Origin of the sequence: Corynebacterium alimapuense (assembly GCF_003716585.1) — a bacterium.
Taxonomy (GTDB): domain Bacteria; phylum Actinomycetota; class Actinomycetes; order Mycobacteriales; family Mycobacteriaceae; genus Corynebacterium; species Corynebacterium alimapuense.
Map to the genome: position 1 here is coordinate 46,807 of NZ_PTJO01000001.1, position 13,753 is coordinate 60,559.

At 56.6% G+C, this 13,753-nt stretch carries 12 protein-coding genes; 7 read left to right on the forward strand and 5 right to left on the reverse strand.

The window, feature by feature from the left end:
• Positions 1-17: 17 nt before the first annotated feature.
• A complete protein-coding gene (locus tag C5L39_RS00250; RefSeq protein WP_123046890.1) occupies positions 18-2,858 on the reverse strand; it encodes an FAD-binding and (Fe-S)-binding domain-containing protein in 2,841 nt (946 codons plus the stop codon).
• A gap of 109 nt (positions 2,859-2,967) precedes the next feature.
• Between C5L39_RS00250 and C5L39_RS00255 the strand changes: the two genes are divergently transcribed.
• From C5L39_RS00255 to C5L39_RS00270, 4 genes are read left to right on the forward strand one after another with little or no spacing between them, the layout of a single operon-like run.
• Positions 2,968-3,621 (forward strand): GntR family transcriptional regulator, encoded by a 654-nt coding sequence (locus C5L39_RS00255; protein WP_123046891.1) that lies wholly within the window; start codon positions 2,968-2,970, stop codon positions 3,619-3,621.
• Between the two features lie 28 nt (positions 3,622-3,649).
• Complete coding sequence (locus C5L39_RS00260) at positions 3,650-4,081, forward strand: HIT family protein (RefSeq protein WP_123046892.1); 432 nt, start codon at positions 3,650-3,652, stop codon at positions 4,079-4,081.
• A complete protein-coding gene (locus C5L39_RS00265) occupies positions 4,078-4,710 on the forward strand; it encodes an alpha/beta fold hydrolase (protein ID WP_126268710.1) in 633 nt (210 codons plus the stop codon). The genes C5L39_RS00260 and C5L39_RS00265 overlap by 4 nt, the downstream gene beginning before the upstream one ends.
• A complete protein-coding gene (locus C5L39_RS00270; RefSeq protein ID WP_123046894.1) occupies positions 4,707-4,982 on the forward strand; it encodes a 2Fe-2S iron-sulfur cluster-binding protein in 276 nt (91 codons plus the stop codon). Before C5L39_RS00265 ends, C5L39_RS00270 begins: the two co-directional genes overlap by 4 nt.
• On the opposite strand, the gene C5L39_RS00275 is transcribed toward C5L39_RS00270, so the two are convergent.
• The 4 genes from C5L39_RS00275 to C5L39_RS00290 form a co-directional block, all read right to left on the reverse strand.
• Entirely contained in the window at positions 4,973-6,193 is a 1,221-nt protein-coding gene (locus C5L39_RS00275; protein WP_123046895.1) for an HNH endonuclease signature motif containing protein, read from the reverse strand. The genes C5L39_RS00270 and C5L39_RS00275 overlap by 10 nt on opposite strands.
• Before the next feature lie 150 nt (positions 6,194-6,343).
• Positions 6,344-7,828, reverse strand: coding sequence for a sensor histidine kinase (locus tag C5L39_RS00280; RefSeq protein WP_123046896.1), 1,485 nt, complete (start codon positions 7,826-7,828; stop codon positions 6,344-6,346).
• A complete protein-coding gene (locus C5L39_RS00285) occupies positions 7,825-8,550 on the reverse strand; it encodes a response regulator transcription factor (RefSeq protein WP_197714688.1) in 726 nt (241 codons plus the stop codon). The genes C5L39_RS00280 and C5L39_RS00285 overlap by 4 nt, the downstream gene beginning before the upstream one ends.
• Before the next feature lie 130 nt (positions 8,551-8,680).
• The gene (locus tag C5L39_RS00290) at positions 8,681-10,432 is read right to left on the reverse strand and encodes a pyruvate dehydrogenase (protein WP_123046897.1); all 1,752 of its coding nucleotides are present in this window, start codon (positions 10,430-10,432) and stop codon (positions 8,681-8,683) included.
• A 70-nt stretch (positions 10,433-10,502) separates the two neighbouring features.
• Here C5L39_RS00290 and C5L39_RS00295 point away from each other — a divergent pair, with 70 nt between their 5' ends.
• The 3 genes from C5L39_RS00295 to C5L39_RS00305 are packed head-to-tail and all read left to right on the forward strand — an operon-like array spanning position 10,503 to position 13,745.
• A complete protein-coding gene (locus C5L39_RS00295; protein ID WP_281270216.1) occupies positions 10,503-11,888 on the forward strand; it encodes an MFS transporter in 1,386 nt (461 codons plus the stop codon).
• Positions 11,881-12,420 carry a TetR/AcrR family transcriptional regulator gene (locus C5L39_RS00300; RefSeq protein ID WP_123046898.1) on the forward strand — a complete coding sequence of 180 codons (540 nt, stop codon included), beginning with the start codon at positions 11,881-11,883 and terminating at the stop codon, positions 12,418-12,420. The genes C5L39_RS00295 and C5L39_RS00300 overlap by 8 nt, the downstream gene beginning before the upstream one ends.
• 26 nt (positions 12,421-12,446) lie before the next feature.
• A complete protein-coding gene (locus C5L39_RS00305; protein ID WP_123046899.1) occupies positions 12,447-13,745 on the forward strand; it encodes an MFS transporter in 1,299 nt (432 codons plus the stop codon).
• Positions 13,746-13,753: the final 8 nt, after the last annotated feature.

The following is a 13,753-nucleotide window of genomic DNA, read 5'->3' on the forward strand; positions in this document are numbered from 1 at the left end:
TATCGGTCCGGAATGACTCACACACCTGTCCGGGTGGTTTTCTCGAGAGTCTCGAGGATATGGACATAGGGAGTACCGGTAGTTCGAGTCATTCCGATCTCACAGGTGCGGTTGCAAGAAGCGTGGTTTTCGGCACCAATCTCAGCTACCTCCGCGGCTTCTGGAGCAGTCGCCGAGGCGGTCAGCTCGGGATGCAACATTCCGCGGTCACCAGCGAAAGCACAGCATCCCCAAGCCTGCGGAACATGAACCTCGGCTGCGGCGGCTTGGCCGAGAGCCTGCAGATCGCCGTCGATCCCTAGGTGTGTGGTCGAACACGTCGGATGCAGAGTCAACGTAGCTAGCTGCTCAGTGACCTCTAGGAAGGGCAGAACATTCCGAGCTACGAAGCTCACCGAATCTATCAGCTCTACGTCTTCTCCCTCCAGCAGTTTGGCAAAGCCCTCAGTACAGCTGGAGGCATCGCTGATGACTGGAAGCCGACCGCCATCAGTGGCTTCGAGGACGCTCTTGACCACTCGGTCTTGCATCGTTTGATGCCCCTTGGCATAGCCCTTGGACGACCACGGTGTGCCGCAGCACAGCGATTCGATATTGTCCGGAACGGTGAGGGCTACGTCGGCGCGAACAAGGAGGCGTCGAAAAGCTTCGGTAACCCCGAGTTCCCCATCTTCGGGACCGAACATGGAATTGACACAAGCTGGCAGAAACACACCCTGTGGTTGTCCCGTTTGGGCACCGAACAACCCCGCGTGGCCACGACGTGCGGACCCGCCACCGGGCAGCTGTCCGTGATATTCCGGCACGACGTCATCATCAAGGATTGTTCGACCAACGGTAGTTACCCCCTTAACCAATGGGGTGGGAAGTTTCGCAGCAGCGCTGAGAGCTACCGACCCCACCCTGGTGACCGTGCCCCAAGACTTGGCTGCCGCATTCCAGCCACCGGCCAGCGCGGGTTGGGCAGTTTCCTGACGCAGCCGTCGAACCAGGTCGGCGGTATTGATCTGTACTGGGCAGGCAGTCTGACACATGCCATCAACCGCGCAGGTCTGCACTCCGTCATAGTCATACTCTTTTTCCAGTTCAGCGAAGGTCTCTTTATCCCCTCGAGCTTGCGCTGCCGCCTGTGCACGACGGACCACAATGCGCTGCCGGGGTGTCAGGGTCAGATCCTTACTCGGGCACACCGGTTCGCAGTATCCACACTCAACGCAGCGGTCAACTTCCTTCTCTACCGATTCCGCCAGCTTGATATTGCGAACATGGGCTTTGGGGTCCTCGTCAAGAATTACTCCCGGGTTGAGCATCCCAGTCGGATCACAGGCGTGCTTGAGCTCAACCATGACCTCATAGAGCTCATCGCCGTATTGCCTGCGCACATAGGGCGCCATGGCACGCCCGGTACCGTGCTCAGCTTTAAGGTTGCCGCCCACTCCCAGCACCAAATCGACCATTGATTCGTTGAACTCATGGTAGCGGCCAAGCGCCTGATCGCCTTCGAAGCGATCAGTCAGCATGAAGTGAATATTGCCGTCTTTGGCATGTCCAAAGATGACGCTATCGGCGTAGCCATGTCGGGCAAATAGCTCCTGGAGGCTTTCACAAGTCGATGCCAATTCGGGAACCGGCACTGCGATGTCTTCCAGAAGAGCAGTTGTGCCAGAAGTCCTCGCTCCAGCCACGCTGGCATAAAGCCCCTTACGGAAACCCCACGCCGCAGCACGAGCGACTGGATCTGCGGAGAGCGCGGCGGGAGAATAGAGCTCCAGATCTGCCAGTAGATTGGTGCCTAGACGGCGCTTATGTTCTAGTTCCTCCGCCTCTAATGCGTGGTATTCAATGAGCAGCGCAGCCTGATTATCCACTTCAAATCCGGTAATGGCCTGCGGCACTCCCGGTAGTTGTTGGCCAACCCTCAATGAGGTGGCATCCATGACCTCTAGGGTGGCTGCGCCGGAGTCCACCAGATCAGGCAATGCCCGAGTGGCGGCATCGAGATTGGGGAAAACTGCCAACGCAGTAGAGATCAGCGGGCTGACCGCGACGGTAGAAAACACGGCCTCCGCAACGAATGCCAATGTCCCCTCGGAGCCAATAATCAGACGAGTCAACAGTGCGACCGGGGAATCATGGTCCAAGAAGGAGTTCAATCCGTAGCCCATGGTGTTTTTGAGCGCGAAGTGCTTTTCGATTACCGCGACTGACTCTGGGTTGGAGCGAACCCGACGCTGCAGCTGAACCAATGTGTCGAACAGCTCTGGCTCTAATTCCTTCAAGCGATTCTCAGCATCCGCGGCAGCAGAATCAATCACCGTGCCAGATGGCAGAACAAAGACCATCGACTCGAGAGTTTGGTAAGTGTTGAACTCCGTACCGCACGCCATTCCGGAAGAATTGTTGGCGATGACTCCACCGATGGTGCAAGCTGCCTCACTGGCTGGATCGGGTCCGAGTTTGCGGCCAAAAGGCGCCAAGCGGGCATTGATTTGGCGGACGGTCGCGCCAGGTTCGACTCGAACTCGCCTACCGCCGTCGAGGACCTCAATATCGCGGAAGTGCCGACGGACGTCGAGAAGAATGCCGTCGCCAGAGGATTGTCCGGCGAGGCTGGTACCGCCAGCGCGCAGAGTGACCGGGCTAGAATTAGCCTTGGCTACTCGGAATACCTCACCGATTTCCCGAGCGTTGTTGGCAATAACCACTGCCTGCGGGGTGTAAAGATAATGCGAGGCGTCGCTGGCATAGGCGACTCGGTCTATCAAACGATCCTTTACCTGCTGAGGATCGGACAGGGCGGCACCAAGCTCCGCAACTATCTGTGAAGAATCGGCCATGGGAGAACGTGAGGTGGGCATAAGACCTTCCTGGCGCCAGATGGATTGTCTGACAGGAGTTGGTAATTGTCTAACAACTTTCAATAGGCCATCTTAGGTGAATCACATCACAACGGAAAGCGGTGAGCGTATGAGCACGCAGCGAAGATCGGGCGCACCAGCGGTAAAGACAGTTGCTGCCGACCTCCGCAGTCGACTGTTATTAGGACATCTCGAACCTGGCACCCCCTTGGGAGAGGTTGATGTCGCCGAGCGCTACGCAGTCTCACGGCCAACAGCCAAAGCTGCGATTGAAAGTCTCGTAGCCTCTCGATTGCTGACCCGTCAGGCCCATCGCACCGCGCGTGTGACCACGCTTACCCCCGATAGTGTTCACGACATCTACCGGACCCGCAGCCTCATAGAAACCGATGCAGTACGCCGGCTTGCCGAACTGCAATTTGCCCCAGAAGCTGCCTTCACCGCTAACGCCGAAATTAACAAGCTGCTGAGTACTTCATCTCATAGCTCGATCATCGACCCCGATATGCGGCTACACACCAGCCTGGTAGATGCTATAAACAGCGAGCGGATAAGCCTGATGTATCGCCTACTCGCAGACGAAATTCGTCTGTGTATGACACAAGTACAGGGTGCAACTCTGCTCACTACTGAGCACATCACTCACGAGCATGAACTGATCCTTGGCCATATCGTGGCTGGGCGAGCAGACGAAGCAGCCGAAACCGTTCGCATCCACCTTTCCCGAGCTGGGCAACGTTTGGCCGGAAAACTTCAGACCTAAGCGCCGCTACTCCTTGTAACCTAAAGACATGAGTAGCGTGTTCACCAAAATTATCAACGGCGAGATTCCCGGACGCTTCGTCTACCGCGACGAACGGATCGTAGCTTTTCTCACCATCGAACCCCTGCGCTACGGCCATGTGCTCGTAGTCCCAGTTGAAGAAACCAATCGATGGACCGATCTCGCACCAGGTACATGGATGCAGCTCAACGAGGTGGCACAGAATGTCGGCCGGGCCGTTATCGAGGCTTTTGGCTCCTCTCGGGCGGGCTATATCATCGCGGGTTTCGACGTCGCCCACACTCACATCCATGTATTCCCCACCGACGCCATGAGTGACTACGATTTCTCCCATGCCATGGCTGCCGATGCTACCGATCCGGCATTGATGGATAACGCTGCCCAGCGTATCCGTACGGCCTTAGAGACCGATGACAACGGCTATCCTCAACTAATGTGAGCCTGTTGCGCTGGCTCCCCCACCGGGGACAATTGCCAGATTTGCCTGCAGATATCCCCGGCACGCCCGTGATATTGCTGCATGGCCTCATGGGATCGCCTGGCAACTTCGAGGTAACCGCCCGTGAGCTAATAGCCCGCAACATCCCCGTCGTCGCCCCAGAATACGGCCAACGCGGGACCGTTGCGGTATCTCAATCCCTCGCCGAGGTAGCCCGGATCATAGAGCCGATTATCGACGCCTCTCCCCGCAGCCAAGTAGACATCGTGGGCCATTCACTCGGAGGGATGCTCGCTCTCCGGCTCGCTCAGCAGTACCCAGGAAAGATCCGCACCGTCGTCGGCTTGGGGGCAACTTTTAGAGGCCTGCCACAACCCCCAAACCCACTGCTCCGCCATGGAATCCGCGCTGTCATGGGTCGGGGCGCTGTGGAAATTATGACCTCCACACCTTTTCCTGTCACCGTTCCGAAGGAAACTCGAGTGGTATCCGTGGTTTCTGCGACCGACCAAGTAGTCCCTGCGGCTTCGAGTGAACTTGGGGACATAATCAGCGTCTCCGACACAAGACACGAGTACTTACCAAGCTTGGCCACTGAAATCATCAGCGCCCTAGACTGGACCCCATGAATAATCGAGCTGACATCGACGGTACCGAATACCAGTTCCCCTGGCCAGAGGGGGAAACCCTCCTCTCAGCGATGCTTGCTGAGTCCATCCCAGCCCACTTTTCTTGCACAGCCGGCAATTGCGGAACCTGCCAGTGCACCCTGACCGGCGGTTCATCCCATATGGAAAACAATGGGTCACTTTCCCCCTACGAGATCAACCACGAAAACCAGACTCTGGCTTGCCAAACAATCCGCGACGAAGAAGGCCCCTATTTCGTCAGCTACGACTGATCCCGTTCCTCTCGTTTCTGCGCCTGGGCACGTGTTCTGGCCTTCCGATCACGGGCCGATTTTCTGCCGTTCACCGTCTGTAGCCACCGCTTAGAGGCAGCAGAAAGCGGACCCGTCGGCTCATCCGTGACATAGGTTCCGTCTGCCAATAGCCATACAACATCTCCATTGTGCGGATCTTGAAGGTAGAACACCCGCCCCGCGGTTTTAAGATTGTGGTGATGCCGGCACAGCTTAAAGAGGTTGGTTGGCCCGGTTTCTCCGCCCTCAGCATGGTTAATTCGGTGGTCATTGTCGCAGAATTCGGCGGAGACTCCACACCCTGGGAAGCGACAGGTCCCATCTCGACCCTCGATAAACGCTTCCATCGCCTCCGGGGTTGAATACGCGGTAGTAACTGAAGTAGACATCTGGTCGATCTCTCGCACTGTGGTGGCTTGGTTTGCCAGCTCATTACCAGCAGCGCGGCTCAGCCATCCTGCTCGCGGAAGAAACACTGGCGCATTGGGGATGTCCTTGGCCTGATAGAGGTTTAGCGTTATCCGCGTTTGAGCATCACCACTCACTAGCCGCGCATGCGCCTGCGGTTGACTAATCCCTTCGGCGGCAGCCAAAGCCCGGACCATAGAATCAATAGCGACGGCTTCCTGCGCATCGAATCGAGCGTAAAGATCTGCAGTTCCATCGTCGTTGATTCTCATGGAATACGCCCACTCCGGTGGCGGAGGTGGGACATCGGCTTCAGGGAGAGTGTCATCGATAATGACCAACTGCCCTCGGATATGCCGAGCAATAGCACGAGCTCCAGGCAATGATTGGTGCGCCTTGGTAGGGGTCAGCCATCTCAACAATTCTTCATCTAATGCTGGAAGCTGGCTAGCTTCAGCCACTGAAAGTGCAGAATCGATAGCGCGCAGTCGATGCATATCCAGATGGCAGAGTTGTTCCTGCAGTGCGTGCAGAAGTGGCAATGCGTTTAAGGTCTCCATGGCCACAAGATTGGATTGAATATAGCCACTGGCCATGCCTGTGGCCTTGGCGATCACCGCAATTTGGACATCAGCATCCAGCTCGGGATCCATCGCCTGAGCTAATACCTGCCAACGGTGAAAATCAGCCCGCTGAGCTACTTGCGAAGCGCGAGCTAAAGCGCAATCTGGATTCTGTGGAGTATGAAATACGGCGGGGGAACAAATCGTAGTTGCAGTCATTCACTTACCTCCCGAAAGTGACTTTCATGCCTAGATCATGTGTTCGAGACCCAGACTAGAACATCACCCCGACACAACCCAGAAATACCCCCTGAACTGGGTAATACTAATTGTGGCGGCACTCAATGGCCGCCACAATCTTAGTCATTCTCAGTCATTCAAACGTGGCAACCGCACGATAAATGCGGTCCCCTCCCCCACTACCGAATCAACGGAAATGGTTCCGCCATGTTTGTCCACCAACGACTTAGTGATCGCCAGGCCCAAGCCGGACCCTCCAGAGGAGCGCGATCTAGAAGCGTCTTCACGATAGAAACGCTCGAAGATATGGTCCGAGACCTCCGGCGGCATGCCACGACCGTCGTCACGCACAGTAATCACGACGTCATCGCACTTATCATCCAAGTCCAACACGAGAGTCAACGCGGCATCATCTCCGCCATGGATCAGACCATTGGAGACGAGGTTGAGCAGTACCTGATGCAGTCGCGTTGGGTCACCGTTCACCATCGGAATCGAGGAAGTTTCGTTGCTTACGCTAACCTTCCGGCCCGGGAATGCCGCCCGAGCAGAGGAAGCTACAGATAGTGAAAGCTCCAGCAGATCAACTGGGGCGGACTCCAATCGGGAGCCTTCGGCACGGGTCAGCGCCAGCAGATCCTCCACCAGCAGACTCATTCGTCGAGATTCATCATCAATCCGCGAAAGCACGAGATCTATATCCCTAGTGGCACCTGAACGATAGAGCTCGGTGTATCCACGCACCGAGGTTAGTGGCGTGCGCAGCTCATGGGAGGCATCGCCAACAAAGCGCCGCATTTGTTCTTCTTTGCCCCGGGAGGTCTCCACCGACTCTTGAAGTTGCCCGAGCATCGTATTGAGCGCATGCGCCAACTGGCCCACCTCCGTTTCTCTGGGCCAAGGGGGAACACGTCGACCCAAGTCGCCTTCGGCGATTTTCCCAGCAGTGCGTTCTACTTCACGCAATGGGGCAAGAGCCTGCCTAGTGAAGAAATATCCCAATAATGCCATTGCCACCAGAACCAGCAGGCTAATAATCAGCTGGATCATCGCCAGCCGGTAGAGCAAAGCTTGTTCTTCATCCAAGTTCTTAGCCACAACAGTGGTCACTTCACCATCGTCATAGGAAATGACGCGCCACTTCGTGCCAGCGGCACCCGAAGTCGAAGCGACTTCAGAATTCACCGTCTGAGGAGGCCCACCAGACTCCAGATGAGAGAGGCTAGGAAGGTTTCCAGGATCGTTGAATACCACGCTGGATCCATCGGCAAAGAGCTTGATAACCACAAAGTCCGTCGGCGGACGTGAAGTACGGTCAGAGTTGAAGATATCGGAATTGCGCGCCCACCCAGACAGCGAATTGACCAATTCATCGTCCACGCGGCTATACATCACCCCACGCATGACAGACGAGACCGCAACAGAGCTAGCAGTCAGACCGATCCCGGAGACCATCACGATGATGATCACGAGCCAGGTCCTCAGCGGCAGGGATCGCCGACCAAGACTCGGACCAGCGCCTGGCGCAGTCGACTCTTCAGCAGGACGTGCATAAGGGTTATCTACTGGAGCCTGATCTGCGCTCCCAGAACTTGGGTAGGCGGGGAAATTCATTGGCGAGGCATCCGCAGGACGTAGCCCACCCCGCGAACGGTTTGAATCAGAGAGACTTCACCGGTGTCGACTTTGCGCCGCAAATAGGAGATATAGGATTCCACCACATTTCCATCGCCACCGAAATCGTAGTGCCAGACGTTGTCTAGAATCTTCGCCTTCGACAGGACCACTTCAGCGTTGAGCATGAGATAGCGCAACAAATTGAACTCCGTCGGAGAGAGATCAACGATTTCTCCGGCCTTGGTGACCTCATGGGTGTCATCGTTGAGGATCAAGTCGGCGTAGGCAATCGTGGCATCTCCGTCAGTGCCATCCAGCGTCTGGCCGCGGCGCAAAATCACCTGCAGCCGGGTGATCACCTCTTCCAAAGAAAAGGGTTTGGTCACGTAGTCATCGCCACCAAGAGTAAGTCCATGAATACGATGCTCAACCGCATCCTTCGCCGTGAGGTAGAGCACTGGACCATCAAGACCCTCACTACGCAGCTTGGTCAGCAGTTCAAATCCATCCATCCCCGGCATCATGACGTCAAGAATGTATGCGTCCGGATTCAGCTCCCTGGCGACGCGGAGTCCCTCCGTGCCAGATCTAGCAGTATGCACGTCGTAGCCTTGGAATTTTAGGCTTACGGTCAAGAGCTCGACGATATTGGGCTCATCGTCGACGACGAGCACCTTCACCGGATTGTGGCCCGTTGAGTTGTCTTTCATGTCTTCCATTGTCCACCACTTTCTGAATCTGTGAACCTCAGTCAACACTTTCGCTCTTCGCCCACACTGGGCGAAGTCTGGGAGTTTGCTGTACGAGTTATTTCTGTCGAAATTGGTCCGACTCCCAGGCTGAGAGGAATCAGCTCACGATTTTCCCCGCAGCACCGATATTTCGGGCATTGGTGCGAGCGAGTTTGACCATCCTGCCAACTCCACCACCAAAGACCGTGCGGGTGGCAGCGCGAGAGAATCCAATGAGCATCTCCCACGTGATATTCGGCGGGATCGACAGGGCATCAGGATCGGTGACCACATCGATCAGTACCGGGCCTGGGTAAGCCAACGCAGCTGCAAGGTCCTCTCGCAGCCGGGCAGGATCTTCAATCCGGATGGAATGGATTCCCATGCCTTCGGCAATGGCAGCGAAGTTCACCTGATCGTGGTCTGTGCCGAATTCAGGCATACCTTCGACCAGCATCTCCAGCTTGACCATTCCCAGCGATGAATTATTAAAGACCACCATCTTCAGCGGCAGTTGATGAAGCTTGACGGTCAGCAGCTCACCAAGGAGCATGCCTAGGCCGCCATCTCCGTTGAAGGAGATGACCTGTCGGGAGCGATCGACAAACTGAGCTCCGATGGCGTGCGGGAGCGCATTTGCCATGGTGCCGTGGCGGAAGGATCCAATTTCTCGACGCTGACCATTGGGAGTCAGATACCTTGCTGCCCACACGTTGCACATGCCGGTATCCACAGTGAAAATCGCATCATCTGCGGCGAGCTCATCTACTAACGAGGCCACATACTCAGGGTGGATAGGACGGTGGTTTCCTACATCCTTGGTATAGGCATCGACTGCGCCTTCCAACACACGGGCATGCTTGCGCAGCTGCTTATCCAGGAAGGATCGGTCAGTCTTGTCCTCGAGATGAGGCAAGATATTGTCGATGACCGCGCCCACGTCACCGACGACTGGGTAACTGATCGTGGTTCGGCGACCGATATGCGAGCCATCGATATCAACCTGGGCAACATTGCCGGCAGGCAAGTACTCGGTGTACGGAAAGTCGGTACCCAGCAGGATAAGTAGGTCTGCTTCGTTGATCGCATCATGGCAGGCGCCGTAGCCGAGCAAACCAGACATTCCTACATCAAAGGGGTTGTCATATTGAATGTCCATCTTGCCGCCAAAAGCATGGCCGACTGGCGCGTTGATCTTTGCTGCCAGCGCCAAAACTTGGCTGCGTGACTGTGCGGCACCGGCGCCGCAGAAAAGCGTGACGGTCTCAGCTTCATTGATGGCTGCGACCAAGGAGGCGGCCTCAACAGGGTCGGGATAGACCACTGGACGACCGGTAGCAATGACCGAGTCAACAAACATGCTCTCACCGGCTTCTTCCTTGGCGATATCCCCTGGGATCACCAGGACGGAGACGCCCTTGCCCGCCACGGTGGACTGGATGGCGTGGTGCAGCACTCGGCCACCTTGGTCTACCGAGTTGACCATCTCGCAGTAGCCGGAACACTCGCGGAAGATCGTCTCCGGATGAGTCTCCTGAAAAAAGGTAGAACCGATCTGCAAGCTAGGAATATGTGAAGCGAGGGCCAATACCTTGGCACCGTTTCGGTGGGAGTCGTAGAGCCCTTGGATCAGGTGGGTATTGCCTGGTCCACAAGAAGCCGCGCACACGGCTAGCTTTCCGGTGATCTCAGATTCAGCACCAGCCGCGAAGGCAGCAGCCTCTTCATTGCGGACATGAACCCACTCGATCTTCGAGTCACGGATCGCATCAACGATGGGATTAAGACTGTCACCTACTACTCCATAGATACGCTCTACTCCCTGCCGCTCTAGAGTTTCGATCAATTGCTGCGCATAAGTGTGTGCCATGGGGCCACAGTACTCACGAATGCTCGTCAATAATTGAAACTGTAACGTACGGTCGGTACAGTTTGCCAACGTGAGCAATTACAGTTCCACCCCCCTGCAGCGCTGGTCATTCTTAGGTGTCATCTCTCTCGGACTCCTCATGGTCGGAGTAGATAACTCAATCCTCTACACCACATTGCCGGCACTGCAATCGCAGCTAGGCGCGACATCCACCCAGAGCTTGTGGATCATCAACGCCTACCCGCTGGTCCTAGCCGGACTGCTCCTTGGTACCGGCACCCTCGGCGACCGGATCGGCCATCGCCTGATGTTCATCATCGGCCTGAGCATCTTCGGCATCGCCTCCCTGACCGCGGCATTCTCCCCTAACGCCTGGATCCTCATCGGTGCCCGGGCTTTCCTTGGTTTCGGCGCAGCCGTATTGATGCCCGCCACCCTCGCATTGATTCGATTGACGTTCACTGAGGAACGCGAACGCAACACAGCAATCGGCGTCTGGGCCTCCGTGGCAGTTCTGGGCGCCGCCGCCGGACCCGTCGTAGGTGGACTACTGCTCGAGCATTTCTGGTGGGGCTCGGTATTCCTCATCAACGTGCCGGTTGTCGTCGTAGCACTGATCGCGACCTTCGCGATCGCCCCACCGAACCTGCCCGATCCCAATCGACACTGGGACGTCATTTCATCAATGCAAGCACTGCTCACGCTCACTGGACTGGTCATCGTCATCAAAGAAGCCGCCAACCCGGCGCGCAGCTGGTGGGTCCTTTTGCCCGCGTTTCTCGTATGCATACTTGGCGCAACGGCGTTTGCCCGTCGTCAACGCAAACTCGAAGATCCACTCTTGGCCTTCGACATCTTCCGCAACCCAGTGTTCAGTGGCGGCGTCATCGCCGCTGCAGGCGCCATGTTTGTGGTCTCTGGACTAGAGCTGATGACCACCCAGCATTTCCAGCTCAACCTCGGCTATAGCCCACTGGAAGCCGGCCTCGTGGTCGTTGCCGTAACCATAACGGCTTTCCCCTTCTCCATCCTCGGCGGTGCGATTCTGCACCGAGTCGGATTCTTCCCGCTGATCACCGGCGGCTTTCTCTCAATTACTGCAGGTGTCAGCCTGGCCGCTTGGTTTAGCACTCAAGAGTTCCTACCCGGCTTTATCGTCGGATTGCTACTGGTAGGAGCTGGTGCTGGATCCATTATGTCCGTGTCATCCACCGCGATCATCGGCTCAGCTCCCCTACGACGCGCTGGCATGGCCTCTGGTGTGGAAGCGGTCTCCTATGAGTTTGGCACGCTGTTGTCCGTAGCGATCCTAGGCAGCCTGCTGCCCTTATTGTCCGCAGATGTTGACCGTGCCTATACGACTATCCTGGTGATCATCGCGGTGTCGGCTGCGGCCTTTGCTGCCGTCACCTCCCATAGTTTCCGCGGCAACCCCAAGGGGGCAACACATGCGTAGCAGCCGGCGCACCCTCATTCTCGAGGCTGCCATTTCCATCATCGAGGCCAACGGAGTCAATGCTTTAAGCTTTGAGTCGCTCGCCGAGGCCGCGGAGCTATCTAAATCTGGCATCATTTACCATTTCCCCTCCCGCCAGGAGCTACTAGTAGGAATCAACCAGCACTTTATCGATCTATGGGAAGCGGAGCTGGTAGAGCTCGCTGGCGGCCCAGCACACGAGCTCACTCCCCAGCAGCGATTACGAGCTATGGCCCTGAGCATGGGCAGTAATGCTGAACGCGCCGAGCTGCTTATGTGCGTGGAATCTCAAGGAAATTCCCAACTGAGCGAAATGTGGACCCGCATCGATAACGAATGGATGCCGGACCCAGATACTGCCTGCGACTCAGAGCTGGCTACTGCGTCCTACCTCGTTCAGTTGATGTCTTATGGGCTGTGGGCACATGATCACGTCCGCAATTCACATCTGCGACCGGAAGTTCGTGCCCAATTAGTGGAAGCCGTCTTAAAACAGATACCCAGCAGCTAGGCGCGCCAGGCTTTAGAATCCCGAGCATGACTGACGTTCGCCGTACGGATCGCTGGACGATCGCCGCTTGGGGCCTGTGGGACTGGGGATCCGCGGCATTCAACGCCGTACTCATTACCTTCATTTTCTCCGTTTACCTGACTGGGCCAGTCGGAGATAATATCGACGGTCCCTTCACCCCAGCCCAATACTATGGCTTCGCCATCGGCCTAGCTGGCGTTGCGATTGCCGCGATCACCCCAATCATGGGACAGCGTGCCGACGTCCGCGGTACCCGACGCCGCTCGGTCGGCCTGTGGACGTTTGTCACCGTCGCACTGATGGCCGCCCTGTTTTTCATCCGCGATGACGGGGCCATCTACTTCTGGGTGGGCATCGCCATCATGGCCGTAGCCTCGGTGACTTTCCAATTCGCCGAAGTCAACTACTTCGCTCAGCTTCGCCAGATCTCCACCCCAGAAACAGTCGGCCGAGTCTCAGGATTTGGCTGGTCAATGGGCTATTTTGGCGGCATCGTCTTGCTGCTTTTATGTTTCCTCGGATTTGTTTCTGGTGAAGGAGACACTCTTGGCCTCCTCGGACTCCCCGCCGAGGGCGGACTCAACATCCGGCTAGTCGCGGTATTCGCCGCCGTGTGGTTTGGGGCATTTGCCTTGCCGCTACTGTTGCGGATTCCAGAAATTGCTCCTAGCGGGGAAAAGCAAACCGGCATAGTCGATTCCTATCGCCGACTATTTTCTGATGTTGCACTGCTCTGGCGCACTGATCGCAACGCGGTATTTTTCCTCCTATCCTCAGCAATCTTCCGAGACGGACTCTCTGGAGTCTTTGCCTTTGGCGCGATTATCGCGGTGAGCGTCTACGGGCTATCTCCCAGCGATGTCCTCTTGTTCGGCGTCGCAGCAAATGTCGCAGCCGCCTTGGGTTCAGTGGCCGGCGGCTTCTTAGACGATCGAATCGGCCCGAAGTTAGTCATCATGATCTCGCTGGCATTAATGATCGCCACGTCCATGTCACTGCTGTTTATCGACGGCCCCCAAGGTTTCTGGTTCTTTGGACTCGTCCTGTGCATGTTCGTCGGCCCAGCCCAGTCGGCTGCCAGGTCATTCCTGACCCGGGTAAGCCCCCCAGGCAGGGACGGCCAGATGTTTGGTCTCTACGCCACCACAGGCCGCGCGGTGTCTTGGCTCTCGCCGATCATGTTCAGCCTTTTTGTCACCATCGGCGGCGGTGGTGACCGAACCGGAATCCTCGGGATCGCACTGGTCCTATTGGTCGGCGCATTGCTATTGCTGCCGGTCAAGGACCCTTCTCGGAGCAAGTAACACTCCGA

What these genes read in the sequence shown, in the direction of transcription:
- C5L39_RS00250 (WP_123046890.1), bottom strand. Translation starts at nt 2,858, where the DNA reads ATGCCCACCTCACGTTCTCCCATGGCCGATTCTTCACAGATAGTTGCG.
- C5L39_RS00270 (WP_123046894.1), top strand. Translation starts at nt 4,707, where the DNA reads ATGAATAATCGAGCTGACATCGACGGTACCGAATACCAGTTCCCCTGG.
- C5L39_RS00305 (WP_123046899.1), top strand. Translation starts at nt 12,447, where the DNA reads ATGACTGACGTTCGCCGTACGGATCGCTGGACGATCGCCGCTTGGGGC.
- C5L39_RS00280 (WP_123046896.1), bottom strand. Translation starts at nt 7,828, where the DNA reads ATGAATTTCCCCGCCTACCCAAGTTCTGGGAGCGCAGATCAGGCTCCA.
- C5L39_RS00290 (WP_123046897.1), bottom strand. Translation starts at nt 10,432, where the DNA reads ATGGCACACACTTATGCGCAGCAATTGATCGAAACTCTAGAGCGGCAG.
- C5L39_RS00275 (WP_123046895.1), bottom strand. Translation starts at nt 6,193, where the DNA reads ATGACTGCAACTACGATTTGTTCCCCCGCCGTATTTCATACTCCACAG.
- C5L39_RS00260 (WP_123046892.1), top strand. Translation starts at nt 3,650, where the DNA reads ATGAGTAGCGTGTTCACCAAAATTATCAACGGCGAGATTCCCGGACGC.
- C5L39_RS00300 (WP_123046898.1), top strand. Translation starts at nt 11,881, where the DNA reads ATGCGTAGCAGCCGGCGCACCCTCATTCTCGAGGCTGCCATTTCCATC.
- C5L39_RS00285 (WP_197714688.1), bottom strand. Translation starts at nt 8,550, where the DNA reads ATGGAAGACATGAAAGACAACTCAACGGGCCACAATCCGGTGAAGGTG.
- C5L39_RS00255 (WP_123046891.1), top strand. Translation starts at nt 2,968, where the DNA reads ATGAGCACGCAGCGAAGATCGGGCGCACCAGCGGTAAAGACAGTTGCT.